This is a genomic window from Streptomyces sp. NPDC006309 (assembly GCF_040613095.1).
Taxonomy (GTDB): Bacteria; Actinomycetota; Actinomycetes; order Streptomycetales; family Streptomycetaceae; genus Streptomyces.
The window spans coordinates 112,534-139,034 of record NZ_JBEXRO010000023.1 but is presented as its reverse complement, the minus strand read 5'-3'; the positions used below and the strand labels follow the sequence as shown (position 1 = coordinate 139,034).

Genomic DNA, 26,501 nt, shown 5'->3' with positions numbered 1-26,501 from the left:
TCCGAGAGCCGCTCGACGACGAGGATGCCGACGCCTTCGGCCCAGGCGGTGCCGTCGGCGTCCGCCGAGAACGACTTGCACCGCCCGTCGGCCGCGAGACCCCGCTGACGGGAGAACTCGATGAAGATGCCGGGTGTGGACATGACCGTCACGCCGCCGGCGAGGGCGAGTGAGCATTCGCCCGAGCGCAGGGCACGTACGGCCAGGTGCAGGGCGACCAGGGACGAGGAGCACGCGGTGTCCACCGTCAGCGCCGGGCCCTGCAAGCCGAGGGTGTACGCGACCCGGCCGGAGGCGACACTGGAGGTGGTTCCGGTGAGGCCGAACCCGGCCGCACCGGCAGCCGCCTCACCGAGCCGAGGACCGTACTCCTGAGGCATGACGCCGGCGAACACGCCGGTCTGGGTGCCGCGCAGGGAGTCCGGGGCGATGCCGGCGCGTTCCAGCCCCTCCCAGCACACCTCGAGGAAGGCACGCTGCTGCGGGTCCATCGCCAGCGCCTCACGCGGAGAGATCCCGAACAGTTCGGCGTCGAACTCGGCCGCGCCCTCCAGGAAACCGCCGTGCCGGACGTATGTGGTGCCGACCTGCGCGGGGTCGGGGTGGTAGAGGCCGTCCAGGTCCCAGCCCCGGTCGGCCGGGAAGCCGGAGATCACGTCGCGCTGCTGGGCGACGACCTGCCACAGCCCCTCCGGCGATTCCACCCCGCCCGGGAAACGGCAGCCCATGCCGACGATCACCACGGGGTCGTCATGGCCGGAACGGGGCGCGAGGGCCGCCGTGTCGCGGTTCGGCTCGGTGTGCGCAGGCGTCTGCGGGTCGCTGAGCATCGCGGCCAGTTCGGCGGGGCTGGGGTGCTCGTAGACCACGGTGGTGGGCAGTGTGCGTCCGGTGGCGGTGACGAGTCGGTCGCGCAGCTCGACGACCATCGAGGAATCGAAACCCAACTCCTTGAACCGCAGGCGTGGTTCGACGTCGTCGGAGCGGTGGTGGCCGAGGACGGCGGCGGCGTGCGCCCGTACCAGCTCCAGGGCGGCGGGGCCGGACAGTGACCGGGGCGGTCCGGTCTCCGGGGCTTCCGCGGTCTCCTCCGCGAGCGCTGATGTCTCCGGCGGCGGCTCGGTGCCGGCCGTCGGCACGGCGGCAACGGCCGTGCGCTGCCCGGAGATCCAGTGCCGACGCCGCTGGAAGGCGTACGTCGGCAGCTCGGCGCGCACGGTGCCGGCCGGCAGGACGGCGGACCAGTCCACTTCCGCGCCGTGGCAGAACGCCTCGCCGAACGCGAGCAGCAGCCGTTGCGGACCGCCTTCCGTGCGGCGCAAGGTGCCCAGCGCGGTGACCGGCAGGTCCGCGGCCTCCGCGGTCTGCTGGACGGCGAGCGTCAGCACCGGGTGCGGGCTCATCTCGATGAACAGATCGTGCCCCGCGTCGAGCAGGGCCCGTACGGTCGGCTGGAACCGCACGGGTTCGCGCAGGTTGCGGAACCAGTAGTCGGCGTCGAGGCCGGGGCCGTCCAGCGCTGTCGCGGTCACCGTGGAGTGCAGCGGCACCCGCCCGGCGCGGGGCGCGATCCCGGCCAGGTCCGCGCGCAGCGTGTCCCGTACGGCGTCGACGTGCGGGCTGTGCGAGGCGTAGGCGACGGGGACGCGCCGGGTGCGGACGTCGTCGCCGTAGTGCGCGGCCAGCGCGTCCAGGGCGTCGCCGTCGCCGGCCACCACGGTCATGCCGGGGGAGTTGACGGCCGCCACACTGAGCTGCGGGCGATCCGCGATGTCCTCCCGTACCCGGTCTGCGGGCAGCGACACGGTGAGCATGCCGCCGCCGCGCCCGGCCAGCACGCCGAGGGCCGCGCTGCGTACGGCGATGAGCCGGGCCGCGTCGTCGAGGCCGAGGGCGCCGCTGACGGTGGCGGCGGCGATCTCACCCTGCGAGTGACCGACGACCGCGGCGGGTTCGACGCCCGCCGCCTGCCACAGTGCGGCCAGGCCGACCATCACGGCCCACAGGGCGGGCTGTACGATATCGTCGCGTTCCAGGGCGGGCGCGCCGGGACGGGCACGCAGCACGTCGGTCAGCGACCAGTCACGGTAGGGGCGCAGCGCACGCTCGCAGTCCTCGACGACCCGTGCGAACACCGGCTCGCTGTCGAGGAGTTCCGCGGCCATGCCCGCCCACTGCGAGCCCTGTCCGGGGAAGACGAACACTGCCGTGCGGCGGGTTCGCGGGCTGCTGCCCTCGACCGCGGCCGGGCTGACCCGGGCGTCGGCGACCGCGTCCAGGGCGGTCAGCAGGTCGTCCCGGCCGGCACCGACGAGCACGGCCCGGTGGGTGAACGCGGTGCGGTCGTGGGCGAGGGCCCGGGCCACCTCGGTGACGCCGGACTCCGGGTGGTCCGTGAGGTGGTCGCGGAGCCGGGCGGCCTGCGCGCGCAGCGCCGCGTCACCGCGCCCGGACAGCACCCAGGGGACGGGACCGCCGCCCTGCCCGTCCGGACTCCGTTCCTCTCCCGGTGTGTTCACGTCGGTCGTCGCGACCGCGTCCGGCCACTCGCTGAGCACCAGGTGACAGTTGGTGCCGCCCATCCCGACGGAGGTCACGCCCGCGACGAGCGGCCGGTCGGGGCGCGGCCACGGGCCGGTGGCGGTGGTAGGGGCGAGTCGCAGGTCGGCGAACGGTATGCCGGGGTTGGGGGTGCGGTAGTTCAGGGTCGGGACGAGCTCGCGCTTGTTGAGGCAGAGGATGGTCTTGACGAGTCCGGCGATGCCGGCGGCCCCTTCGAGGTGGCCGATGTTCGTCTTGACGGAGCCGAGCCTGAGCGGGTTCTCTGGTGTGCGGGCCGGGGCGAAGACGGCGCCCAGAGCCGATGCTTCGACGGGGTCCCCGACCCGGGTGCCCGATCCGTGTATCTCGACGTACTGCGCTTGCTCCAGCGGGATTCCCGCGTGCTTCCAGGCGTCGCGCAGCACACGTTCCTGGGCTGGTCCGTTCGGGGTGGGGAGGGTCTCGCTGGCGCCGTCGCTGCCGATGGCCCCGCCGCGTATCAGGCAGTGGATGCGGTCCCCGTCGGCCAGGGCCCGGCTGAGAAGTTTGAGTGCCACCAGGCCGCCGCCCTCACCTCGGACGTAGCCGTTCGCACGGGCGTCGAGAGCGTAACATCGGCCGTCCGGCGAGAGACTGCCGAAGGCCGCCAGGGCCTGTGTGCTCTCCGGCGCGAGGTTGAGGCTGACGCCGCCGGCCAGCGCCGCGGTGGACTCGCCGCGGCGCAGGCTCTCGCAGGCCAGGTGGACCGCGACCAGCGATGACGACTGGGCGGTGTCGATGACCATGCTCGGGCCCCGCAGGCCGAGGGCGTAGGAGACCCGGTTGGCGATGATGCCCCGGTGCAGCCCGGTCACCGTGTGCGCGGAAATCGCGCCGGGTCCGGCCGCGTGGGTGAGCGCCGCGTAGTCGTCGGCGATCGCGCCGACGAAGACGGCGGTGTCGGTGCCGCCGAGCGTGGCCGGGACGATGCCGGCGTCCTCCAGCGCCTCCCAGGCCAGTTCCAGCACAAGCCGTTGCTGCGGGTCCATGGCGGCGGCTTCACGTGGGGATATGCCGAAGAACCCGGCATCGAAAGTGTCGACTGAGGGCAGAAAACCACCGCGGCGCGGCGACCCCTCCGATAAGGCTGCGAGGTGGGCGCGGTCCGGGGGCGGGTCTGCTATGGCGTCGCGGCCGTTCCGCAGAAGGTCCCAGAATTCGGCAGGACCTGAACCGCCGGGAAAACGGCACGAAAGTCCGATTACGGCAATGGTCCGGTCGTCGAGCTGATCGGACAGCGGTTGCGGTTCCCGGTCCCCGGCCGGCTGTTCCGCATTTTCCACATCGCCCGACCCGTTTCGTGTCGTGTCAGCCGATGGAGGTCCTGCATATATCTGGGCATGGCGGATCATGGTTCGGTTGCTCCCCCCGTGAAGCGTGATCATCGTGCTGCCGACTTGACGTCTGGCCGGACTTCAAGTCGGATTCGGACGGTAGCACCGAGCCGCGCTCTGCGTAAACCAAAACCACCCAGAACGTCTCAACGGGTTTCCGGTATCCACCGGGTAACGTCACTCGAGCCGGAGAGGAGTGGGGGATTCGTAATCCGGAACTCGATATACCGCATAATCGCGGGAGATCGGCATGGGGCGTGGCCGCGGTGTCGACTACGTGTGAACAACGCGTTCCTGCCGGGGCGCTGAACCCTTTTTTCGTGCCGCGGAAAATGCGTCGACGTACGCCGTCACGAGCGGCGACCGGTCGTCGCGCCGCCAGGCGAGGACCAGCCGTGTGGGCGGCAGGTCGGCCACCGGCCGGAAGGCGATGCCCTCGACCGCGTGCCGTCGCAGAGCCGATTCGGGTACCAGTGCGATCGAGCGTTGCCACAGCACCGCGTGCAGGCACTCGTCGAGGGAGCGCACCTCCGGGCCACCGCCCGACGCGGACGGCTGCCAGTGGGCCCGCCAGCTCGCATCGACCCCGGCAGGCAAGCGGATGGAGCTGCTGTGGTCGATGTCGCCCCTGGTCAGGGAACTCCTCCCGGCGAACGGACTGTCCGCGGCGACGGCCGCGAAGCAGCGGTCCTCCTGGATCGCGCGCACTGCCATACCGGTCATGTCGAAGGGGGTCCACGTGATCGCCACGTCGATCGCACCGGCCGCGAGACCCATCGTCGGGTCGGTCAGATCGCCCTGCCGCAGGCTCACCACGGCCTCCGGATGATTGCTCGCGAAGGCTCGGGCAACGGGTTCCGACAGAGTGGCCTCACCGGGCCCGAGCACCCCGACTCGCAGTGACCGGGCGCCGGTGACCTGCCGCACCACCCGTTCCTTGGCCCGGTCCGCTCCCGCGAGCAGCACCCTGGCTTCTTCCAGCAGTACATCGCCGGCCGGGGTCAGTCTCATTCCCCTGGGGCCACGGACGAACAGTTCGCAGCCCAACTCGGTCTCCAGCTCACGGATGCGCTGGCTGAGCGGCGGTTGGGACATGTGCAGGCGCCGGGCCGCACGGCTGACATTGCCTTCCTCCGCCACCGTCACGAAGTAACGCAACCCCCGTAAGTCCATGGCCGATACGATACCCAATCCTTTGCCACCGGTACCGAGAAGATATTGGATCGCCGGGCAAAGCCGTGCTGAGATCGGGGTATGAAGAAGCTCTTCGATCGCTTGTTCCGGTCATGTGCCCGCTGTGTCGATCACTGCACACCGCGCCGCTGGAAACGGAACGCCTAAGTCCCATAAATGACCAGGCGCACGCCTTGATAGGGGCATGCGTGTTCGATATATGCGTGTGCGTATAGGCCGGCTCAGCTGTGGGAGGTAGGAAGTACTCCCAGCTGGCACCAGGACGACCGCAAACGCCAAAGCTGAAAGTCACCTCCCGGATCCTGTCGACGCCGGGAGGGCTTTCGCGTATCTCGGTCTTGGCGCCCTGATCTTTTTCTTCCCGAGCGGTAGGTCAGAGGTTCGAATGCTCGCCGGGCGCCGATGCAGGGAGGGTCGACACGGGGAGGTGTGCCGGGACGGTGATGCCGGCCGACGGCTCGGCCGTGGCCTTCTTCGCCGGGTCCGCCTTGGTCAGCGTGCAGACGCCGTCCACGCAGTCGCGCTCCAGACGGCCACGGGAGATGGTCTGCGCCAGGCCGACCATCCAGCAGGTGGGGCAGCCGCGGAAGGCGACCAGGCCCAGTGGGGCCGCCACCAGGCTGACCGGGCCGACGACCGGCACCAGGGCGATCGAGCCGATGACCAGCCCGAAGCCGATGACGCCGCGCACCAGATGGCGCGTGACGGACTTGCTGGCGTAGTTCAGCTCCGGCGCCGCGGGTTTCCCGGCGGCCGGGGCCTTCGTGTTCTTCGTGAGCTTCACGGTGTTCAAGGTCGTAACTCTCCTCCGGCTGGACGATCGGCTGCTTGGTCGGGTGCTCGATCGGGGCCCTGATCGGATCCTTGGTCGGTCAGGGCCAGTGAGTGACGCAGTGTCGCGCGGGCTCTGTGCAGCCGCGACTTCATCGCGGCGGTGCTCAGACCGAGCGATCGGGCGACGACGCCACCGGGCAGGCCCTGCACATCCCGCATGATCAGGACCTGCCGCTGGTCGCGGGGCAGAGCGCTGATCGCGGCGGCGACCCGCTCCGCTTCCATCCTGCGCAGCACCGCGTCCTCGGCGGACGGCTCCGTGCACGCCTCCGGTTCGGCCGCCGTCTCCTCGCTCCGCGAGACGAGCAGCCGTACCTGCCGGAGGCATTCGTGGCGCACGATCCGGAACATCCATGCGGCGAGCGCACCGGAGGCCCGTAGGGTGCCGATCTTCCGGTAGAGGATGATCAGCGCCTCCTGTGCCGCGTCCTCCGCGTCCTGCGGTGAGGCGCACAGCGATATGGCGAACTTGCGCACATGAGGCTGCGATTCCATGACGACGGTGGTGAGCGAGGTGACGTCGCCGTCCTGGGCAGCCTTGATCAGCCGCTCGTCCGGCCAGGAGAAGCTACGGTTCATGCGTCCTACTCATACCCGCAAAGCGTCGTGCCCGCAGGCACTGGTCAGCTCCGGCTCCGCATGCGCTTCGTCAGGTGCCAGCTGCACGCGCCGACGAGCACTGCGCCGATCACTACGATGCCGATGATCATGGTTTTTCCTCCTGGTCTCCGCCGGCCCTCGCGGCCGTACACCGATAAGAGACGGGGACCCCCGAAAAGGATTCGGCTCCGGCCGAAGAAACTTCCCGGGCCGGCTCGCCACCGGTCGGGGCGGGCCCCGGACCGCGGCGCCTTCGGCGCGCTGGTACCGGGCACGGGCTCCGTCGCCGTGTTAGAGTGATCGCGTTGGCCTTCGGCGCCCCAAGAGGTGCGCGCGGAGGCTTTTTTCATGCCCTCTCACACCTCCGTGCCCGTCACGCCGCCCCCCACCAGCTACCGCGCCCTGCTGCGCAACCGTGAGTTCGCCGGTTTGTACGCCGGCTCCACGCTCACGGCTTCCGCGGCCACCTTGTCGGGTTTCGCACTCGGCACACTGGTCAACCACCAGACCCGGTCCCCGTTCCTGACAGCCGTCAGCATGTACGGCGCGACGTTCGCCACGGTGTTGGGCGCCCTGACGCTGATGTCGGTCGCGGACGGCAACCGTCCTCGCCGGACCCTCGTCCTGCTCCAGTGCGTCTCGCTGGCGGGCGTTGCCGCACAGGCGATCCCCGGGCTGCCGCTGGCGGTCCGGTTCGCCCTCCTCCTGGTGCTGGGCTTCTTCCAGTCCCTCGGCACGGGAACACGAATGGGCCTGCTCGCCGAGGTCGTGCCAACCGCCACGTACGCGCTCGCCCGGTCGCTGATGAACATCACGTCGGGCGGCATGGCGATCCTCGGGTACGCCATCGGCGCCGTACTGCTGCGGTACCTCAGCCCGCAGGAGGTCTTCGTCATCGCCGCCGGCCTGACCGCACTCGCGCTGGGCGTCGTGGCGGCGACCGTCCGGGAACACTCGATCCGGCTGACCCGGCGCCCCGGCCTGCGGCAGACCTGGGCGACCGACATCGCGATGTTCTCCCACCCCGGCCGGCGGGTGCTGCTGCTGAACCTGTGGGTTCCCAACGGCCTGATCGTCGGCTGCGAGGCCCTGTTCCTCTCCTACGCCCCGGACGACGCGGGGACTCTTCTGGCCGCCGGATCGGCCGGCATGCTCCTCGGAGACCTGACGGTCGGCCGTCTGCTCGACGCCGACCGGCGCCGTCGCTACGCCTTCGCCCTGCGCCTGCTGCTCGCCGTGCCGTACCTGCTGTTCGCCGTCGAGCCCCCCACGCCGGTGGTGGCGGTCGCGGTGTTCGTGGCCGGCGCCGGGTTCGCCGCCACCCTGCCGCTCCAGGAACAGCTTCTCGCGCTGACCCCGGACCCGGTCCGCGGCCAGGTCCAGGGCGTCGAGTCCGCCGGCCGGATGACGTGGCAGGGCATCGGAGCCGCGATCGCCGGCGGCCTCGCCCAGTACCTCGGCCCCGGTACGACGATCACCGTTGTGGCCGCGCTCTCCGTCGCCGTCACCGTCTTCTCCCGGCCCTCCGTCGTCCGCACCCGCGCGGTCCGGGCCGAGACGGTCGGCGCGTGATCCGCGGCAGGCCGGCAGCCGGTACACCGCACCGCTTCCACCAGTTGCCGTCTTGACAGCTGTATGAGTGTCCGGCCCTGGACGGGGCCCGCGCGGGAGAGTCGGGCCCCGCCGGGTCCCAGGGCCACGATGACGGGACGAATGCCACGGGCGCCCCGCACCATCGCGGACGTCGAGCACACCGAAGGCGATACGACCCACGTCGCCGGGGCCGCTCCGTCCCCACGTTCCGCCGTCGCCCGCCTCACCACTCCACTGCCCAGGCGTTGACAAGGCGTCGCACCCCTCCCATCATGGGAGCGCTCCCACGGCGTGTTCCGGACGCCGCCCGCACGCGCACGATCGCCACGCACTCCCGCTCCGCTTCCGTGTCACCGGCGCCGAACGTCCTGCCGGCGCGGCGGCACTCCGCCTGTCCGGCGCCGAGGTGCGACACCTGCTCCCCCTGCCCGCGCCGCCGGACCACCTAGGGAGGACCCCGCATGTCCCCACTGCGCAGACCCGCCCGGCCGGCCGGTGCCGGCTTTCGCCCCCTCGCGCGCGGCGCGACCGTCCTGGCCGCCGCGCTGGCCCTGCTGTCCCCGCTGGCCGGCATCGCACCCGCCGCACCGCGGGCGGCCGGCGCCGCGGACGCAGAGGTCCAGGTCAACGCCCAGGCGTCGCTGGGCCGGTTGTCCGGCACCGCCCGTGGCGTCAACACCGCCATCTGGGACTCGCACATGAACGATCCCGAGGTCGCCCGCCTGATGAAGGCGGCCGACGTCGGGGCGATGCGCTACCCCGGCGGTTCGTACGCCGACATCTACCACTGGCAGACGCACACGGCGCCCGGGGGATATGTCGCGCCGGGAACCGGCTTCGACTCCTTCATGGACACCGTCCGCGCCACCGGCGCGCAGCCGATCCTCATCGCCGACTACGGCTCGGGCACGCCCGAGGAGGCGGCCGGCTGGGTGCGGTACGCGAACGTCACCAAGAACTACGGCGCGAAGTACTGGGAGATCGGCAACGAGATCTACGGCAACGGCCATTACGGCAGCGGCTGGGAGCACGACGAACACGCGGACAAGAGCCCCCAGGAGTACGCCCGCCAGGTGCGCGCCTACGCCGCGGCCATGAAGGCCGTCGACCCGACCGTGAAGATCGGCGCCGTCCTCACCGCTCCGGGCGAATGGCCGGACGGCGTGGTCGGCGACGGCGATCCCGGCGACTGGAACCACACCGTGCTCTCCCAAGTGGCCGACGTCGTCGACTTCGTGAGCGTCCACTGGTACGCGGGCGGATCCGACACCACGGCCCAGGACGCCACGGCGCGGCTGGCCAGGCTGCCGGGTGAACTGCGGGAGGTGCGCAGCCAGATCGACCGGTACGCGGGCACCGGCTCACCGCGCATCGGCATCGCCCTCACCGAGATCAACGCCAACACCGGTGGCGCTCGGCTCACCGCCCGCCCCAACGGCCTGTTCGCCGCCGACGCGTTCATGACGGCCATGGAGAACGGCGTCTTCAGCGTCGACTGGTGGAACACCCACAACGGGGCGGGCGGGATCACCACCGTCGACGGCGAGACCGACTACGGCGACATGGGAATGCTCTCCAGCGGCGCCTGCACCGCAGACGTGTGCGAGCCGGCACCGAACACACCGTTCCACCCCTACTACGGCATGAAGATGACCAGCGAACTGGGCACCGCGGGCGACACCATGGTCGCTGCCGCGTCCTCCGCGCAGGACGTCTCGGCACACGCCGTGCTCCGTCGCGACGGGCGCCTGAGCGTCCTGCTCGTCAACGAGAACCCGGACGCCGCACGGACCGTGGACCTCGCGTACGCGGGCTTCACCCCGTCCGGCACCGCACCGAAGGTCAGCCGCTACGCACGCGGCGACAGCGACATCACCGAGGTCACCGGCGGGGAGGCGTCCGCGTCCCAGGTGACCGTGCCGCCGTACGCGTTGCTCACCGTCACCCTCGAACCGCGGGCCGGCACCGGGCCGGGTGCCTCGGCCGCCGGAACGCCGGGCACCCCGCGACTGGAAGCGGTGACCGACACCACCGCGCGCCTGTCCTGGGAGGGCGCGCCGGGCGCCGCCCGCTATCTGGTCCAGGAGCGCGACGGCGTCCACACCCGCCTGGCCGGCGAGACCACCGGCACCTCCGTGACCCTGCGCAACTTGCCGCCGGGCAGTACCCACACGGTCGACGTGCTGGCGGCCGACGCCTCGGGACGGCTCTCCGCCCCGTCCTCTCCGCTGGCCTTCACCACCGGCACCCCGGCGGACGCCACCTGCGCGGTGACGTATCACCGCGACACGGGCTGGGGCAACGGATTCGTGGCCACGGTCACCGTCCGCAACCTCTCCGATACGGCGATCACCGGCTGGACCGTGGACTGGGACTGGCCGACCGACCATCAGTCGGTGTCCTCCGGCTGGGGCGCCACGTTCCACCAGACCGGCTCGCACGTGCGGGTGACCGCCCCCGAGGGCGCCGGGCCGCTGGCCCCGGACGGCGGATCGACGGCCTCCTTCGGATTCGTCGGCGCCAATGACGGGCCCAACCCGGACCCGACGGTCTTCCGCCTCAACGGCACCGTCTGCTCGGGCGGCTGACACCCGGCCCGCCCGGGAAGGGGGCCGCAGGCGGCCTGCTCCCGGGCGGGTCCCGTCCCGCAGCGGGGCGTTGACTCGCTGTCGCGCAACCGGAACGCCGACGGGGTGAACAGCGCCTGAGGAAGGCAGCCCGGCGAGCGGTTGCGCGTGTCCGGCACAGCGGTGGGCAGCGGCACGGTCGCGACCGTGACCGTGACAGGCGAGACGGACCACGTGTCCGCGTGCCGGCCGACCGACGAGGCGCGGGCCGCCGTGCCCAGCGCCGCCCGGCGTGTGGAGGCGTACGTCAGCCGGGTCACCTTCCGCGACCGCTCCGGGCTGCAACGTCCTGCCGGGGCCCGCGGCCACTGCCGGGATCCCGGGGTGAGCTTCTCCGTGACCGGACCGCTGACACCCCCCGTCGCACGACTGTTCCGGCTGGCAGGCATCTGCCCCCCTGCTGACATCGCAGGCGGCGTGAGCCGGCAGCCGGCGTCCCGGCGGGTGACCTCGTCGATCAGCAGGGCAGGTCGAGGGTCACGGCGGCCCCGCCGCCGGTGTTCTCGGCCCGCGCGGTGCCTCCGTGGGCGGCGGCCACCGCGTGCACGAAGGCGAGCCCCAGACCGGATCCCGCGCTGGTACGGCTGGCCTCGGCGCGCGCGAAGCGGTCGAACGCCCGGGGCAGGAACTCAGGCTGGAAGCCGGGTCCCTCGTCGGTGACGCGCAGCCGGAGCCTGGCTCCGTGGACGGTCGCCGTGAGGTGGACGGTCCCGTGTCCGTGGCGCAGGGCGTTGTCGACGAGGTTGCCGACGGCGGGCCGCAGCCATCGGGCGTCGATGTCGGCGGTCGTGTCCGCCGCGTCGGAGGTGAGGGCGCGCCCGGCCTGTTCGGCGGTGCGCAGATGCGGGGCCACCGCCGTCTCCACGAGGTCGGCGAGTCGCACGGGTGCCCTGGTGATGTGGTCGGTGCTGCCGAGTTCCTCCAGGCCCAGCAGGGCGTTGGAGAGATCGATCAGGCGCTGGACCTCGGCGTCCACGGAGCGCAGGGTCTCGGTGAGTTCCGCGGCCGAGCGGGGGCGGTGCAGCGCGACGTCGACTTCGGCCCGCAGCAGGGACAGCGGGGTGCGCAGCTCGTGGCTGGCGTCCGCGAGGAACCGGTGCTCGCGGACCGCGGACGCCTCGAGACGGTCGAGCATGCGGTTGAGGGTGTGGCCGAGGCGGGTGATCTCGTCGTCGCGGTCGGCCGGCACGTCCAGGCGCAGGTCCTGCCCTCCGTCGGCGAGGGCGGCCGCCGCGGTGCGGTAGCGCTCGACGGGGCGCAGGGCGGCACGGGCGGTGCGGTAGCCGACGTAGGAGGCGGCGATCAGGGTCAGTCCGGAGGCGAGGGCGAGCTGGGCGAGGAGTTCGCGCAGGGCCTCGTCGCGGTGCCCCCGGCGAACGGCGGCGACGACGACGCGTGTCTTCCCGCCGGCCGTGACGCGCTCGGCCTGGAGGCGCAGCGTGTCCGGGGTGATGGGCAGCAGGGAGCCGACATCGCGCCGTACCCCGTGCCCGTGCGCGGCCGAGTCGATCTCGGCGGCCGTGAGCAGGGCCCGCCGGCCCCCGGCGTCACTGGAGGTGAGGACGCGGCCCCGCGCGTCGAGGACCTGGCAGAAGCTGCCACTGGGGCCCGGCGGCAGCGCGGTGCCCGCGCGCACGGCCCGGTCGAGGCTGTGCTGGTAGGCGGCCAGGTCGTCGTGCAGCTGTTGGTCCAGGGCGGTCCTGACCCGCCAGTAGACCAGCCCGGCAGCTCCGGTCAGCACGAGCGACATGGTGACGGCGACGGCCAGGACGAGACGGGTGACGACGGGCAGCCGCCCGAACCAGGCCCGCGGCCCGTCCGGCGGGGTCACGGGGCGGTCTCCAGGCGGTAGCCACGTCCGCGCAGGGTCGTGATCGTCGTACGGCCGAAGGCGCGGTCGGCCTTCGCGCGCACCTTGGAGACGTGGACGTCTATGGCGTTGCTGCGCAGGTCGGTCTCGCCGTCCCAGACCTCCTCGAGCAGCCGCAAGCGCGTCACGACCCGTCCGGCGTTCTCCATCAGCACGCGCAGCACGGCGAACTCCCGCCTGGACAGGCCCAGTTCAGTGTCCGCCCGCCAGGCCCGCTGCTGCTCGGGGTCGAGGACGAGGTCGCCCACCCGGAGACGGCCGGAGCCGTCGGGGCGGCGCCGGGACAGCGCCCGCAGCCGGGCCAGCAGCTCCTCCATGGCGAACGGTTTGACCATGTAGTCGTCGGCGCCGGCGTCCAGCCCGGCGACCCGTTCGCTGATGGCGCCGCGGGCGGTGAGCAGGATCACGGGAACGTCGATGCCCTCGCCGCGCAGGGTCCGGCAGACCTCGACACCGTCCGTCCCGGGCAGCATCACGTCCAAAACGATCCCGTCCAGACGGGGGTCACGGGCGGCGGCCAGGCCGGAGGGGCCGTCGTAGCGGCCCTCGGCGGTGTGCCCTGACTCGGTGAGGTAGCGGACGACGAGGTCCGTGAGGCGGGTCTCGTCATCGACGACCAGGTAGTGCATGCCGGTCAGATTAACCGCCCGGGATCCGGGCTCCGGCCGCCGGCAAGGCTTCATGGTTCGTTCATGTGACATCCCTACCGTCCTTCACGTCGCGGTGCACCGCGGGCCGCGACCGGTCCGCCGTCCGACGTGCCGGGACGGAAGGGACAGTCATGCACTCATGGGTGCTCGCCGCCAAGGGCATCACCGAGCACGTCACACCGGCGGATCTCACCGCGCGCGGCGGTCTCGACGTCGTCGCCCTGCTGATCCTGGTCGGGTGGCTCTACCGGCGGCGCCCCAGCGCACCGGCGATGCCGCTGGTGCTGGTCGCGCTGAACGTCGGGCTGTTCGCGGCGATGAGCGCGATCAGCGCGGGCAAGTTCCCCGCCGGGGTCGGCTTCGGGCTGTTCGGCATCCTCTCCCTGGTCCGGCTGCGCAGCGCGGCCTTCACCCTGCGCGACGTCGCCTACACGTTCGTGGCCCTGGTCACAGCCCTGTGCACCGGGCTTCCGCAGCGCGACAGCTGGCTGGTCATCGCCCTCGACACAGTCGTCCTGGTGGCCGTTCTGGTGGTCGACGACCCCCGCGCCTACCAGCCGCCGGCCCGTACGGTGAAGCTGACCCTGGACCGGATCTACCCGGAAACCTCCCTGATAGCCGAGGACGTCGCGCTCCGCTTCGGTCAGGCGCCGCTGTCGGTGGTGGTCGACGAGGTCGACTACGTACGCGAGACCACCCGGGTCCTGGCCCGCTACCCCGCCGGGCCGGACGGGTCCGCCGCCGGTCAGGACACGGAGCCGCGCGAGCAGGTGCCTCTCTCATGACGTCCGCGTCCCCGCTCACGGCCGGCCTCGGTCTGGCCGCGCTGCGCGGAGCCACGCTCGCCGAGGTCGACGCGGCAGCCGCGCTCCAGCACCGCACCGACCGCAAGTACCTGCTGCCCCTGGACCGGGCACGCCTCTTCGTCGACCGGCTCGCCGACAGCCACCACGTCCTCGACCTGGCCGGCCGCCGCACGACGAGCTACCTCAGCACCTACTTCGACACCGAGCAGCTCGGCGCCTGGCGCGCCCACGTCCAGCGCCGCCGCCGCCGCTGGAAGGTGCGCACCCGCCTGTACGCGGAGGACGGACTGTGCCGGGTGGAGGTGAAGACGAAGGACGGCCGCGGCGCCACCGTCAAACACGCGGTGCGGGTCCCCGCCCACGCCTACGGCCGGCTGGACGGTTCCGCGGCCGGGTTCGTCGACGAGGTGCTGCGGCAGTCGGACATCCTCGTCACCACCGCGGCACTGGCCCCCGCCGCCGAGGTGCGGTACGTCCGCGCGGCCCTCGCCGACCTGGACCACGGCACCCGGGTCACCCTCGACGGCCTCCTCACCTGCCACCACGGCGACCGCACCGCCGCTCTCGACCCCGGACACGTCCTCGTCGAGACCAAGGGCGGCATCCGGGCCGCCCCCGCCGACCGGCTGCTGCTGCGTCTCGGGGCCCGGCCCGTGTCCGTCAGCAAGTACATCGTCGGCCGGGCCCTGCTCACCCCCGGGCTGCCCGACAACGACGTACGCCGTCTCGCCCGCGCGCACTTCACCACCGCGGCGATCCCCGCGCCGCTCCTCGAAAGGACCCCCGCCGCATGACAACCCTGCGCGGCATCACCTGGCCGTACGCCGTCATCGCGCTGCTCGCCGCCGCGGCCGCCGCCTTCGGCCTGCTCCGGCCCCAGCTGATCCCCACCGCTTCCTCGTCGAAGCCGAAGCTCTCGGCGACCGACCGCATCAAACGGAATCCGCCTCCGCCCCTGTTCACGGACGCCGCGATCACCGCGATCGGCAAGCAGGCCGCCACCCAGCGCGCGAAGGCCGATGCCCTGTTCGCCCGGTGGAAAGCGGCGCACGGCACCACCCGCGACGACAGGGCCTTCACCGCCTGGGCCGCCCGGCAGACCCCCGCACCGCCCACGGCGAAGGAGCGCACCGCCGAACTCCACGAGGTCCAGGCACTGGCCAGGATCCGCACCGCCGCCGGGAAGAAGGCCGCCACCTGGCTGGAGCTCAACGGCAAGAAGGACATCTGGAAGCTGTACCTCCACGACCAGCGGGAGCTGATCCCCGCGGCGCGCGGCAAGGGAGAGAAGGCTCGGCTCAAGTCGGCCCTGAAGCTGGCCAAGACCATCAGCGACCGGGTCGCCGCCCGGGACAAGCAGCCCGCTCCCTTCGTCCTCGACCCGGCCCTGCGCCCCGAGAAGCACATCACCGCCGGTGCGAAGGGCCCGTACTCCTACCCCTCCCGGCACGCCACCCGTGCCGCCGCCGCGGTCACCCTCCTCGGCGCCCTCTCCCCGCACCGGGCCGAGGACTACCGCTGGATGCAGGACCAGGTCCTCTACTCCCGCCTCTACATGGCCGGCCACGTCCGCAGCGATCTGACGGCCGGGACCCTGCTCGGCGACCTCATCGGCGACTACGAACTCGCCGTCGGCGGACACTGAGCCCGTACCGGGGCCGGCCCGGGGCACAGGACATGTGCCATGCCAAGTCACCGCTCCGGGCGGGTACCCGCACACGCATGGGATCTCTGAGCTCTCCGGTGCTGCTCGTGTTGTTCGTGGCCAGTGCGGCCGTCATCTGGTACGCGGGCATCAAGTTGTCCGACACCACCGACGTCCTCGCCGAACGGCTCCATCTGGGGAGCGCCCTGGGCGGGCTCGTCCTCCTGGCGATCGCGACCAACCTCCCGGAGATCGCCATCACCGTCTCGGCCGCCCTGGCCGGCCAACTGGACATCGCCGTCGGCAACATCCTCGGCGGCATCGCCATCCAGACCGTCGTCCTCGCCGTCCTGGACGCCGCCGGGGTGCGTCCGCGCGCGCCGCTGACCCGGCTGGCCGCCAGCCTCCAGCTGGTGCTGGAGGGCGCGCTCGTGGTGGTCATCCTGGCCGTGGTGGTCATGGGCACCCAGCTGTCCCCGGACCTGCACGCCGCGCGTCTGGCCCCGGCGTCGGTGGCGATCGCCGCGTTGTGGGTGATCGGGCTGGTGCTGCTGAACCGGGCGGGCCGGGGGCTGCCGTGGCGTGAGGGCGGTGACGCCCCGGACAGCCAGCCCGAACCGCGCGGTCACTCCCGCGGGAAGAAGGAGAAGGCCGCGACCGACAAGGGTGTCGGCTCCCGCCGTGCCGCGCTCGTCTTCGCCGCGGCGGCGCTGGCGACGCTGGTGGCGGGCGTGGTCATCGAGCGCAGCGGTGAGCAGCTCTTCGCCCGGCAGGGGCTGAGCGGGGTGCTGTTCGGTGCGACCGTCCTCGCCGCGGCCACCTCCCTGCCCGAGCTCAGCACGGGCCTGACGTCCACCCGGCTCGGCGACTACCAGCTCGCTGTCAGCGACATCTTCGGCGGCAACGCGTTCCTGCCGGTTCTCTTCCTCCTGGCCACCCTCATCTCCGGCAAGCCCGTCCTGCCGGCCGCGCACGACACCGACATCTACCTCACCGCGCTCGGCATCATCCTCACCGTCATCTACATGGCCGGCCTCGTCTTCCGTCCCCGCCGCCAGTACGCCCGGATGGGCATCGACAGCATCACCGTGGTCGTCGTCTATCTCGTCGGTATCGCCGGACTGGCCACCATCGCCGCCTGAACCACCGGGTGGCCGGGAGACGGCGCGCGCACGGCGGTCAGACCTCGTCCACCCGGCGCAGGTCCTGCTCGTCCCACTTGCGGGTGTCACGCGGCTCGGCGTACGGCTCCGCCTGCGGCGGGTGACCGCCGGCGATCGCCCGCTGCCGTGCCGTCTCGGCGTCGAACTCCAGGCCCAGGAGGACGGCCAGGTTGCTGATCCACAGCCACACCAGGAAGACGATGACACCGGCCATGGTGCCGTAGGTCTTGTTGTAGGAGGCGAAGTTCGCCACGTAGAACGCGAACCCGGTCGAGGCGATCATCCAGATGACCAGGGCGAGGAAACTGCCCGGCGTCACCCAGCGGAAGCCCCTCACCTTCGCGTTCGGCGTCGCCCAGTACAGGAGCGCGATCATCATGGTGACCAGGAGCACCAGCACCGGCCACTTGGCGACCGACCACACCGTCAGCGCGCTGTCCCCGATCCCGAGCGCCACCCCCGCCTGGTGGGCCAGGCCACCGGTGAACACCACGATCAGGGCGCTGACCACCGCCAGCACCATGAGTACGACGGTCACGCCGAGACGCACGGGGAGGACCTTCCACACGGGGCGGCCCTCGGGCATGTCGTAGACGGCGTTGGCCGCGCGGATGAAAGCGGCGACGTAGCCGGAGGCGGACCAGACGGCGACCGCCACACCGACGATCGCCATGACCGAACCGGTGCCCGCGCGGTCCTGCAGCTGTACCACGGCCCGCGTGAGGATCTCCCGGGCCGAACCCGGGGCGAGCTGCTTGAGGTGGGACAGCACCGTGTCGGTGGCCGACTTGCCGGTGATGCCCAGCAGCGAGATCAGCACCAGGAGAGCCGGGAACAGGGAGAGCACCCCGTAGTACGTCAGCGCGGCGGCCCGGTCGGCCAGCTCGTCGTCCTGGAACTCCTTCAGCGAACCCTTCAGCACTCGCAGCCATGCCCCCTGGGGCAGCTTCGTCGGCGCGTCCGGCGCCCGCCGCTCGACCTCCGGGCCGGGCCCCGCCTCCTCGGGCTCCGGTACCTCGCTCTTTCGGTTCTCGCCGTGCTCGCCGTGCTCGCCGTGGTCACGGCCGGGAAGATGCAGATTCGCCATGCGCACCGGATAACCCCGGCCCGTGGGGTTACGCCGGCTCGGCGGCGGGGAACAGCAGGGCCGACGACGGGGCCGGTCACGCCGGACGGTGTGGGATCGCTCGTGCGGGGCACGGGAATGCTGCGGTGCCCCGCCGAGGCGCGGAGACCGCCGAGGGTGTGGGAGGCCACATGAACGTGCTGGCCCGGCTGGACCGCTATCAGCGACGGCACCGGTGGGCGGGTATGCCGCTCGCGGTGGTGTACAAGTTCTTCGACGACCAGGCGGCCTATCTCGCCGCACTGCTGGCCTACTACGGCTTCGTCTCCCTCTTCCCGCTCCTGCTGTTCCTCGTGGCCATCCTCAGCGCCTCCCTGCACGGCAACCCGCAGTTGCAGCAGTCGGTGCTCCACTCGGCGCTCGGCGAGATCCCGGTGATCGGCGACCAGCTCGGCCACAACATCCACTCCTTCCACGGCAACGGCGCCGCCCTCGCGGTAGGTGTCATCGGCAGCCTCTACGGCGCCCTCGGGGTCTCCCAGGCGGTCCAGCACGCCCTCAACAAGATCTTCGCCGTACCGCGGCACGCCAGGCCCGACCCGCTGCGCTCCCGGGCCAGGGGCCTGTACTTCCTGCTGCTGCTCGCGGCCGGCCTCATGCTGACGACGGCGCTGTCCACGGCGGAATCCGCCGCCGACATCTTCGGCACGCGCCTGGCCGTCGGCATCCGCGTCGCCATCGGTGTGGTGGGAGTGGTGGTCAACGCCGCGCTGCTGCTTCTGAGCTACCGGCTGATGACCCGGCGCCGGCTGCCGCTGCGCGCGATGTACGGCCCCGCGCTGGGAGCCGCCGCCGCGTGGCAGGCACTTCAGTGGGGCGGCTCCTACTACGTCGGACACGTGCTGCGAGGCGCCACCGCGACCTACGGCATGTTCGGCATCGTGCTCGGCCTGCTCGCCTGGATCTACCTCGCCGCCCTGGTGTACCTGGCCACCGCCGAGATCATCGCCGTGCGCAGCCTGCGGCTGTGGCCGCGCAGCCTGCTCACACCGTTCACCGACCACGTCCACCTCGCCACGGGTGACCTGCGCGCCTACCGCTCCTACGCGGCCACCGAGTCCTTCAAGGGTTTCGAGAAGGTCTCCGTACGCTTCGGCAAGCCTCCGCCGCCGGCCGTCGGTGACAAGGGACCCCCATGACCCCGACGCCGGCCGCGTTCGGTTCGCCGCGCGCGTTCGGTTCGCCGTGCGCCAGGCGGCTCGGAGGCGCCCGTCGGTGCGGAAGGACGCGAGGAAGGACGTGAGGAAGGACAGCCGCCGCGTGTCCGCTCCGGTGAGGGCGGGTGGGCCTGGCGTCGAGTCGGGGGATCGCGGAGCCGGGGCCCTGGTAGGGCGGCCGGCCGGGCAGGTCGACGGCGTTGGGTGTGCCGTTGCGCGCGCGGTTCGTCCAGTAGGACATGACGGTGTCGGGGAACGGCGCGCACTCGGCGGCCATGGGTGCCGGGGCGGTGGGCGCGAAGCACTGGGGGAGGAGGGTGCCGAGGACGAAGGGCACGTCACGTCGCAGGTCTGTTCGATGATGGCCGTGTCGCCGGCCAGCTGCTCGGCGGACGCGCCGGTCGGGGCCGCGGTGGTGGCGGGGTAGAGCTGCTCGAACCTGGCGGCCGCCTTCGGGACCGAACGCCTCCTCCACGGCAGTGACTACTGCCTCACCCCCGAGGCCGGCATCACCGCACAGCTCGCCTCCCTCGACACCGCGCCCCCACCCGAGAACGACACCTGGCGCGACCTGACCACCGCAAGGCGCGCAAGCTCTTCCCCCGCCTCGCAGCGCAACGGGCCACCGCACCGGTCCGTACAGCGGCTCGCCTCGGGGTCGCCGGGCCGCTCGGCGGAGGAACCGGCCACGGCCGTAGGGCGTTCACGCGGAGTCCCGTACGACCAGTTCGGGGTCGAAGATGACGGACGTGGGCTCGGCCCGCTCTCCTCGGACGTGTTCGTCGAGGAGGCGGGCCATGTGCGCCGCCATGCGCTCGACCGGTTGGCGGATCGTGGTCAGCGGGGGGTGGCAAACCGACGCGATGCCGGAGTCGTCGAAGCCGATCACCGCGACGTCCTCGGGCACGCGCCTGCCCTGCTCCCGCAGCACCTGGCAGGCGCCCTGGGCCATCAGGTCGTTGGCCGCGAACACACCGTCCACGTCGGGCTGTTCGGCGAGGAGCCGCGTCATGGCGGTGACGCCGCTGTCGAAGGTGAAGCCGCCTTCGACGACCGGCGTGTACGGGTGCCCGTTGCGGGCCAGCGTGTCGCGGAAACCGGCGAGCCGTTCCTGACTCGCGCCGACGGCGAGCGGCCCGGCCACGGTGGCCGGCCTGCGGCAGCCGCGTGCCAGCAGGTGTTCCGCCGCGAGCCGGCCGCCGTCCCGGTGGTCCAGGTCCACGTAGCTCAGCGGCACCGGGCGTGCCGGGCGGGCGAACAGCACGGTGGGCAGTTCTGCCTCGGCCAGAAGCGCGGGCAGCGGGTCATGGGCGTGCGTGGAGACGACGAGCGCCCCGTCGGCGCGGCCCTGCCGCAGATAGGTGAGGACCTCGCGCCGGTCCTCGGCCGACTCGGCGAACATCAGTACCGGATGCATGGAGCGCGGGCGCAGGAAACCGATGACGCCCGCGACCACCCGCCCGAAGAAGGGGTCCGCGAAGACCCGGGCCGCGAAGGCCTCCTGGCTGTCGTCCGGCGCGTCCCCCGCCCCGGAGACCACCAGGGCGACGGTCTCGGCGCGCCGGGTCACCAGCGACCGGGCGGCCCGGTTGGGTGCGTAACCGGTCTGCTCGATCGCCTGGCACACCAGTTCCTGGATCGCGGGATCGACATTGCGGACGCCGTTGACGACCCGGGAGACAGTCGCCCGGGACACCCCCGCCTCGCGGGCGACGTCCTCCAAGGTCGGAGCCTGTTTGCTCATGGCCGCACCCTAACGGCACGCCGGGCGCACCGCATAGAGCGCTCTCCGGCACCAGCCTCCCCACGGCGACGCCGCCTCCCTGCCGTGACCGCCCTCCCCCCGGCTTGCTTACCGGCCACCGCTCGCCGCCTGCCGGGGTCCGGCTGCCTGCGTGCCGAAAGTCGCCCACCGCTCGCCGCCTGTCGGGGCCGTCCGTCTGCCTGGCGGGGTCCGTCCTCCGCTCGCCGCCTGTCGGGGTCCGGCTGCTGCCCAGCTTGCCTGACGGTCACTGTTCGTCGCCTGCCGGGGTCCGCCCACCACCCGGCTTGCCTGCCGGCCACCCCTCGTCGCCTGCCGGGGTCGACCATCTGCCTGCCGGGGGCCGCCCGCCGTCCGCTTCCCTCTCTGGAGTCGACCGCCGTCCGTCTGCCTGGCGGGGTCCGCCCTCCGCTCGCCGCCTGTCGAGGGTCCGGCTGCTGCCCAGCTTGCCTGCCGGTCACTGTTCGTCGCCTGCCGGGGTCCGCCCACCCCCCCGGCTTGCCTGCCGGCCGCCCCTCGTCGCTTGCCGGGGTCGACCATCTGTCTGCCGGGGGCCGCCCGCCGTCCGCCTACCTCCCTGGAGCCCACCGCCGCCCAGCCTCCCGTCCGGACCGCTGAGCCTTCTGCGACGGCCGTCCGTCGCCCCCCGCCACCCCAGCCGCTCGCGTCTCCGACCGCCGCCCGCTTCCCGTCCGAGGCCCCCGGCCCTCCATGGCCCCCACCCGGCCCCCGTCCAGGCCCACCCGCCTCGCCACGGCCCTCCTCCGCCCCCGGCCGGGCGGCGGATCAGTGGTCCGAGCGCAGCTCCGTCACCCATGTCAGCGGCAGGTCATGCGCGACGCGGCCCAGACCGAGTGATGCCGGCATGGGCGGCACCAAGTGAAGGAGAGCGCTCTCCGGATCGCCGAGTCTCAGGTCGGCGATGCCGAGGTGTCAAGGGGCCCGGCAGGAGAGTACGAGACTCGGGACGCACGCGCCGGCGAAGTCAAGGGGCCTTCGGCTCGCGGGCGTTGAGGTTCGCCGTTCGGCGCGTGCCGGCGTTTGCCGCGAGGTCGACGGGACATGAACGAAAGCCTATGGATTTGCGTCGCAACTCTTGACGGTGCGTTCAGCGGACTGAAGCATTCCCGGCGAGAGAGCGCTCCCCCTACCCCCACACCGTTCAGATCTCGAACCAGGAGAGCCCCCCATGCCCCCTGCCTTCTCCGACTCCCCAGCCTCCGGCCGGTCTCCCGTCACGCGCCGTACCGTCATCGGTGCCGCCGCCGCGGCGGCGTCGGCCCCTCTCCTGACCGGCCTGGCCACTCCCGCATCGGCGACTCCCTCGGCCGTCCGGCCGCGCGCCCTGGCCGGCGGCGGCGACCTCGGCCCCAACGTCCTCGTCTTCGACCCCGCCACGCCCGGCATCCAGGCCAAACTCGACGAGGTCTTCCGGCAGCAGGAGTCGGCGCAGTTCGGCACCGGCCGCTACGCCCTGCTGTTCAAGCCCGGCACCTACACGGGACTCAACGCCCAGATCGGCTTCTACACCTCCATCGCCGGCCTCGGTCTGTCGCCCGACGACACGACCATCAACGGAGACGTCACGGTCGACGCGGGGTGGGCCAACGGCAACGCCACGCAGAACTTCTGGCGTTCGGCCGAGAACCTGGCCCTCGTCCCGGCCAACGGCACCAACCGCTGGGCCGTCGCCCAGGCGGCCCCCTTCCGCCGGATACACGTGCGCGGCGGCCTCAACCTCGCCCCGGCCGGTTACGGCTGGGCCAGCGGCGGCTACATCGCCGACTGCCGCGTCGACGGCCAGGTCGGCCCCTACTCGCAGCAGCAGTGGTACACCCGGGACAGCGCGATCGGGGGCTGGGCCAACGCCGTGTGGAACATGGTGTTCTCCGGCGTCCAGGGCGCTCCGGCACAGAGCTTCCCCAACCCGCCGTACACCACCCTCGACACCACTCCCGTCTCCCGCGAGAAGCCGTTCCTGTATCTCGACGGCGGCGAGTACCGCGTCTTCCTGCCGGAGAAGCGCACCAATGCGCGTGGGGTCACCTGGGGCAGCGGCACGCCCAGGGGCACCTCGCTGTCGCTGTCGCAGTTCTATGTCGCCAAGCCGGGCGTGACCGCGGCCACCCTCAACCAGGCTCTGGCTCAGGGGCTCCACCTGCTGCTTACTCCGGGGATCTACCACGTAGACCAGCCGATCCAGGTCAACCGGGCCAACACGGTGATCCTGGGCCTGGGTTACGCGACGATCGTGCCGGACAACGGCGCCACGGCCCTGCGGGTCGCCGACGTGGACGGCGTACGGCTGGCGGGCTTCCTCATCGATGCGGGGCCGGTCAACTCCGCGACCCTGCTGGAGGTGGGCCCCACCGGCGCCTCCCGCGACCATTCGGCCAACCCGACCACCGTGCAGGACGTGTTCGTGCGGATCGGCGGAGCGGGCGCTGGCAAGGCCACCACCAGCATGGTCATCAACAGCAGGAACACCATCGTCGACCACACCTGGGTCTGGCGCGCGGACCACGGCACCGGCGTCGGATGGGACACCAACCGCGCCGACTACGGCATCGTCGTCAACGGCGACGACGTCCTGTGCACGGGCCTGTTCGTCGAGCACTTCAACAAGTACGACGTGCAGTGGTACGGCCAGCGGGGCCGCACGATCTTCTTCCAGAACGAGAAGGCGTACGACGCCCCGAACCAGGCAGCGATCCAGAACGGCTCCGTGAAGGGCTACGCCGCCTACAAGGTCGGCGACAAGGTCACCGCCCACGAAGCCTGGGGGCTGGGCAGCTACTGCAACTACACGGCTGATCCGGGCATCGTGCAGCACCACGGCTTCGCCGCCCCGAACACCGCAGGCGTGAAGTTCCACGACCTGCTCGTGGTGTCCCTCGGCGGCCAGGGCCAGTACGAGCACGTCATCAACGAGACCGGGGCACCGACGTCAGGTACGTCGACCACGCCGTCCACGGTGCTGTCGTACCCCTGACCCGGGACCGGGCGGAACCGCACGGCGACGGGCCCGGCCTCCACTCCGGCCAGGTCCGTCGCCGTCTCCGGCCCTCGGGGCGCGGGTACGGAAGTCAGCCGCAGTTGGTGCCGTTCTCGCCGAACCAGACCCCGTCCAGCCGTCCGTACCAGTCGACGCACCGCCCCTTCGCGCTGAGGTACAGCGGGCCCGCGTACGACCGGTAGGTGCCGCTGTCGTAGTTGTCGTGGATCTCGTCCCCGCTGACGTTCAGATACAGCTCCATCGGCACCGGGTCCCCGCTCACGTTGCGGATCATGACCAGGCAGTTCTTTCCCGTGGACGAGCTGTACGTCAGGTAGGCGGTGCCCTTGTTCCCCACCGGGGCGGAGTCGACCACGCTGTAGCCGGAGCCGCACGCGCCGTTGTAGGCGGCCTGGGCGACGGCGGAGGCGCCGGGAGCCGTGGCCAGGAGAGCGGCGGTGGCCGTCCCCGCCACCGCCACGGCGGACAGGACGCGCCGGGCGCGGGACATGTGTGACATCGGTTCTTCCCCCATAAGTCGGTCGTCACGGTGGACGGCCTGACGGCCGCGTCCGCGGGGACGGACGGCACGGCCGCCGTTCCCCTCATGTGTGACGACCGGTACGCCTGCCACCCTCACCGATGGTTGTGCCCCGCGACAGTCACGAACTCGTGCCGTTCGAGGCCGACTTGCCGAAACGGCAAACGAACTCGTCGTCTCGGCAGGGCCTTCCGCATCATGGGAGTCGAGCGGTCGGAACGGCGGCAGAGCGGCCGCTTCCGGGTGCGGCAGATCGACGGTCCTGGAGGAGACGCATGGCGCAGCAGATCGCGGACATCACACATCGGTCCGTCGCCTCACCGGGAGGCCGGATCCATCTCGTGGAGCAGGGGACCGGGCCGCTGGTGCTGCTCGTGCACGGCTTCCCGGAATCCTGGTACTCCTGGCGTCACCAGCTGCCGGCCCTCGCGGCGGCGGGACACCGCGCGGTCGCCGTCGACGTCCGCGGCTACGGCCGCTCCTCCAAGCCGGTCCCGGCCGACGCCTACCGGATGCCCGACCTGGTGGCGGACAACGTCGCGGTGGTGCACGCCCTGGGCGAGGAGTCGGCGGTGGTCGTCGGCCACGACTGGGGCGCGGCCATCGCCGCGAACTCAGCCCTGCTCAGGCCGGACGTCTTCCGCGCGGTGGGCCTCCTGAGCGTGCCCTACACCCCGCGCGGCGGCCCCCGCCCCAGTGACGTCTTCACCCGGATGGGCGGGGACGAGGAGTTCTACGTCTCGTACTTCCAGGAGCCGGGCCGCGCCGAGGCCGAGATCGAACCCGATGTACGCGGCTGGCTCGCGGGCTTCTACGCGGCTCTGTCCGCCGACACCATGCCGGCACCCGGCGCTCCCGATCCGCACTTCGTCAGCAGGACCGGGACGCTGCGTGACCGGTTCCCCGTCGGCCGGCTGCCCGCCTGGCTCAGCGAGCGCGATCTCGACGTGTACGCCGGGGAGTTCGAACGCACCGGTATGACCGGAGCACTCAACCGCTACCGGAACATGGACCGCGACTGGGAGGACCTCGCCGCCTTCGACGGTGCCCCCATCACCCAGCCCTCGGTGTTCATCGGCGGCAGCCTGGACGCCTCCACGACCTGGCTGGCCGACGCCATCGAGGCGTACCCGGTCACCCTGCCCGGCCTGGTCTCCTCCCACCTCCTCGACGGCTGCGGCCACTGGATCCAGCAGGAACGCCCCGCCGAGGTCAACCGCATCCTGACCGACTGGCTCACCGCCCTGCCCGCCTGACGCACCCGCCTGACGCACCCGCCCGCGCCGCCGCCCGGTGCTGTCGGAATGGTTCGACTGCTGCCCGATCCACTGTTCGGGTGGCTTCTGGCCGGCCGGCGTCCGGAGCCCGCCGGCGGCGCCGGATGCGGCAGCGTCAGGCCGTGGATCGGCGGCCCGGTTCGGACGGCACCGGCTACTTCTCCCCGTCCGCGCGAGCTGTCCGGGCGCTGCGGACCGGCTCGGCGGTGCTCGTGCTCGGCGTGGTGGCGCCCACGGCCCGTCGTCGCGGGCGCCGAGGAACACGGCCCGTGGCGGTCCGCCGCCGCACTCCTGCTCGCCGCGCTCCAGATCGCGGCGCTGTGGTGAGTGGTCCGCCGTCCACGGAGGCTGGGCCACCGGCATCATGCGCGCGGGCACCGTCGTCACGCCGGCGACCTGGCCGGACTTCGTCGGCAGCTGCATCCCCTACCGGGCACGCACCGCTGAGGTCGTCGGCGCCTACCCCCTCAACGGGGACAGCGCGGGGCCGGAGTTCGGCGCCGTCATCGGCGACTCGCCTACGCCTGCCCGACGGCGAACACGGTCCGGTGCCGCCGGACGGATGCCCGTGTGCTGCCACGAGTTCGCCGACCCGAACGCGCTCCGCCCCAGGACGACCGAACCGCCCTTCCGGCTCGGCGCCACCCACACCACGGGACTCCCGTACCTGTTCGACCTGGGCGGCAGACCTCACGCCCTGACGGAACCCCAGAGGCGCCCGGTCGACACGATGATCGACACTGGACA

Annotated in this window: 18 protein-coding genes; 9 read left to right on the top strand and 9 right to left on the bottom strand. The window is 72.1% G+C overall.

Annotation, left to right across the window (positions count from 1 at the left end):
* The 4 genes from ABZ117_RS26535 to ABZ117_RS26520 all read right to left on the bottom strand — a co-directional run.
* On the bottom strand, positions 1 to 3,932 hold a 3,932-nt coding region (locus ABZ117_RS26535), incomplete at its 3' end, for a beta-ketoacyl synthase N-terminal-like domain-containing protein (RefSeq protein ID WP_356824300.1).
* A 255-nt stretch (positions 3,933 to 4,187) separates the two neighbouring features.
* Entirely contained in the window at positions 4,188 to 5,087 is a 900-nt protein-coding gene (locus ABZ117_RS26530) for a LysR family transcriptional regulator (protein WP_356824299.1), read from the bottom strand.
* A 394-nt stretch (positions 5,088 to 5,481) separates the two neighbouring features.
* Positions 5,482 to 5,892: a hypothetical protein gene (locus ABZ117_RS26525; protein ID WP_356824305.1), complete on the bottom strand. Its 411-nt coding sequence runs from the start codon at positions 5,890 to 5,892 to the stop codon at positions 5,482 to 5,484.
* Between the two features lie 5 nt (positions 5,893 to 5,897).
* A complete protein-coding gene (locus ABZ117_RS26520) occupies positions 5,898 to 6,521 on the bottom strand; it encodes an RNA polymerase sigma factor (protein WP_356824298.1) in 624 nt (207 codons plus the stop codon).
* Between the two features lie 369 nt (positions 6,522 to 6,890).
* Here ABZ117_RS26520 and ABZ117_RS26515 point away from each other — a divergent pair, with 369 nt between their 5' ends.
* Both ABZ117_RS26515 and ABZ117_RS26510 read left to right on the top strand, forming a co-directional pair.
* Positions 6,891 to 8,114, top strand: a complete 1,224-nt coding sequence (locus tag ABZ117_RS26515; RefSeq protein WP_356824297.1) for an MFS transporter — start codon at positions 6,891 to 6,893, stop codon at positions 8,112 to 8,114.
* A 482-nt stretch (positions 8,115 to 8,596) separates the two neighbouring features.
* Positions 8,597 to 10,723, top strand: a complete 2,127-nt coding sequence (locus ABZ117_RS26510; protein WP_356824296.1) for a cellulose binding domain-containing protein — start codon at positions 8,597 to 8,599, stop codon at positions 10,721 to 10,723.
* A 496-nt stretch (positions 10,724 to 11,219) separates the two neighbouring features.
* Here ABZ117_RS26510 and ABZ117_RS26505 read toward each other — a convergent pair whose 3' ends face one another.
* Together ABZ117_RS26505 and ABZ117_RS26500 are read right to left on the bottom strand one after the other, a co-directional pair.
* Positions 11,220 to 12,593 (bottom strand): ATP-binding protein, encoded by a 1,374-nt coding sequence (locus ABZ117_RS26505; protein ID WP_356824295.1) that lies wholly within the window; start codon positions 12,591 to 12,593, stop codon positions 11,220 to 11,222.
* Positions 12,590 to 13,261 carry a response regulator transcription factor gene (locus ABZ117_RS26500; RefSeq protein WP_356824294.1) on the bottom strand — a complete coding sequence of 224 codons (672 nt, stop codon included), beginning with the start codon at positions 13,259 to 13,261 and terminating at the stop codon, positions 12,590 to 12,592. The genes ABZ117_RS26505 and ABZ117_RS26500 overlap by 4 nt, the downstream gene beginning before the upstream one ends.
* A 152-nt stretch (positions 13,262 to 13,413) precedes the next feature.
* Here ABZ117_RS26500 and ABZ117_RS26495 point away from each other — a divergent pair, with 152 nt between their 5' ends.
* The 4 genes from ABZ117_RS26495 (at position 13,414) to ABZ117_RS26480 (ending at position 16,875) form a co-directional block, all read left to right on the top strand.
* The gene (locus ABZ117_RS26495) at positions 13,414 to 14,067 is read left to right on the top strand and encodes a DUF4956 domain-containing protein (protein WP_356824293.1); all 654 of its coding nucleotides are present in this window, start codon (positions 13,414 to 13,416) and stop codon (positions 14,065 to 14,067) included.
* On the top strand, positions 14,064 to 14,882 hold the full coding sequence (locus ABZ117_RS26490) for a VTC domain-containing protein (RefSeq protein WP_356824292.1): 819 nt from the start codon (positions 14,064 to 14,066) through the stop codon (positions 14,880 to 14,882). Before ABZ117_RS26495 ends, ABZ117_RS26490 begins: the two co-directional genes overlap by 4 nt.
* Positions 14,879 to 15,733, top strand: coding sequence for a phosphatase PAP2 family protein (locus tag ABZ117_RS26485; protein WP_356824291.1), 855 nt, complete (start codon positions 14,879 to 14,881; stop codon positions 15,731 to 15,733). Before ABZ117_RS26490 ends, ABZ117_RS26485 begins: the two co-directional genes overlap by 4 nt.
* Positions 15,734 to 15,810: 77 nt before the next feature.
* Complete coding sequence (locus tag ABZ117_RS26480; RefSeq protein ID WP_356824290.1) at positions 15,811 to 16,875, top strand: hypothetical protein; 1,065 nt, start codon at positions 15,811 to 15,813, stop codon at positions 16,873 to 16,875.
* Between the two features lie 37 nt (positions 16,876 to 16,912).
* Here the strand turns inward: ABZ117_RS26480 and ABZ117_RS26475 are convergent, their stop codons facing one another.
* Entirely contained in the window at positions 16,913 to 17,983 is a 1,071-nt protein-coding gene (locus tag ABZ117_RS26475) for a YihY/virulence factor BrkB family protein (protein WP_356824289.1), read from the bottom strand.
* Positions 17,984 to 18,153: 170 nt separating this feature from the next.
* On the opposite strand from ABZ117_RS26475, the gene ABZ117_RS26470 reads away from it, so the two are divergent.
* Entirely contained in the window at positions 18,154 to 19,161 is a 1,008-nt protein-coding gene (locus ABZ117_RS26470; protein ID WP_356824288.1) for a YihY/virulence factor BrkB family protein, read from the top strand.
* A gap of 721 nt (positions 19,162 to 19,882) precedes the next feature.
* On the opposite strand, the gene ABZ117_RS26465 is transcribed toward ABZ117_RS26470, so the two are convergent.
* Complete coding sequence (locus ABZ117_RS26465) at positions 19,883 to 20,923, bottom strand: LacI family DNA-binding transcriptional regulator (RefSeq protein WP_356824287.1); 1,041 nt, start codon at positions 20,921 to 20,923, stop codon at positions 19,883 to 19,885.
* A gap of 1,207 nt (positions 20,924 to 22,130) precedes the next feature.
* On the opposite strand from ABZ117_RS26465, the gene ABZ117_RS26460 reads away from it, so the two are divergent.
* On the top strand, positions 22,131 to 23,933 hold the full coding sequence (locus ABZ117_RS26460; RefSeq protein ID WP_356824286.1) for a coagulation factor 5/8 type domain-containing protein: 1,803 nt from the start codon (positions 22,131 to 22,133) through the stop codon (positions 23,931 to 23,933).
* 94 nt (positions 23,934 to 24,027) lie between these two features.
* Here ABZ117_RS26460 and ABZ117_RS26455 read toward each other — a convergent pair whose 3' ends face one another.
* Positions 24,028 to 24,447, bottom strand: a complete 420-nt coding sequence (locus ABZ117_RS26455) for a spore-associated protein A (RefSeq protein ID WP_356824304.1) — start codon at positions 24,445 to 24,447, stop codon at positions 24,028 to 24,030.
* Between the two features lie 305 nt (positions 24,448 to 24,752).
* Between ABZ117_RS26455 and ABZ117_RS26450 the strand changes: the two genes are divergently transcribed.
* The gene (locus ABZ117_RS26450) at positions 24,753 to 25,733 is read left to right on the top strand and encodes an alpha/beta hydrolase (protein ID WP_356824285.1); all 981 of its coding nucleotides are present in this window, start codon (positions 24,753 to 24,755) and stop codon (positions 25,731 to 25,733) included.
* Positions 25,734 to 26,501: the final 768 nt, after the last annotated feature.

What these genes read in the sequence shown, in the direction of transcription:
- ABZ117_RS26475 (WP_356824289.1), bottom strand. Translation starts at nt 17,983, where the DNA reads ATGGCGAATCTGCATCTTCCCGGCCGTGACCACGGCGAGCACGGCGAG.
- ABZ117_RS26455 (WP_356824304.1), bottom strand. Translation starts at nt 24,447, where the DNA reads ATGTCCCGCGCCCGGCGCGTCCTGTCCGCCGTGGCGGTGGCGGGGACG.
- ABZ117_RS26530 (WP_356824299.1), bottom strand. Translation starts at nt 5,087, where the DNA reads ATGGACTTACGGGGGTTGCGTTACTTCGTGACGGTGGCGGAGGAAGGC.
- ABZ117_RS26490 (WP_356824292.1), top strand. Translation starts at nt 14,064, where the DNA reads ATGACGTCCGCGTCCCCGCTCACGGCCGGCCTCGGTCTGGCCGCGCTG.
- ABZ117_RS26465 (WP_356824287.1), bottom strand. Translation starts at nt 20,923, where the DNA reads ATGAGCAAACAGGCTCCGACCTTGGAGGACGTCGCCCGCGAGGCGGGG.
- ABZ117_RS26480 (WP_356824290.1), top strand. Translation starts at nt 15,811, where the DNA reads ATGGGATCTCTGAGCTCTCCGGTGCTGCTCGTGTTGTTCGTGGCCAGT.
- ABZ117_RS26500 (WP_356824294.1), bottom strand. Translation starts at nt 13,261, where the DNA reads ATGCACTACCTGGTCGTCGATGACGAGACCCGCCTCACGGACCTCGTC.
- ABZ117_RS26515 (WP_356824297.1), top strand. Translation starts at nt 6,891, where the DNA reads ATGCCCTCTCACACCTCCGTGCCCGTCACGCCGCCCCCCACCAGCTAC.
- ABZ117_RS26520 (WP_356824298.1), bottom strand. Translation starts at nt 6,521, where the DNA reads ATGAACCGTAGCTTCTCCTGGCCGGACGAGCGGCTGATCAAGGCTGCC.
- ABZ117_RS26510 (WP_356824296.1), top strand. Translation starts at nt 8,597, where the DNA reads ATGTCCCCACTGCGCAGACCCGCCCGGCCGGCCGGTGCCGGCTTTCGC.
- ABZ117_RS26495 (WP_356824293.1), top strand. Translation starts at nt 13,414, where the DNA reads ATGCACTCATGGGTGCTCGCCGCCAAGGGCATCACCGAGCACGTCACA.
- ABZ117_RS26470 (WP_356824288.1), top strand. Translation starts at nt 18,154, where the DNA reads ATGAACGTGCTGGCCCGGCTGGACCGCTATCAGCGACGGCACCGGTGG.
- ABZ117_RS26450 (WP_356824285.1), top strand. Translation starts at nt 24,753, where the DNA reads ATGGCGCAGCAGATCGCGGACATCACACATCGGTCCGTCGCCTCACCG.
- ABZ117_RS26485 (WP_356824291.1), top strand. Translation starts at nt 14,879, where the DNA reads ATGACAACCCTGCGCGGCATCACCTGGCCGTACGCCGTCATCGCGCTG.
- ABZ117_RS26460 (WP_356824286.1), top strand. Translation starts at nt 22,131, where the DNA reads ATGCCCCCTGCCTTCTCCGACTCCCCAGCCTCCGGCCGGTCTCCCGTC.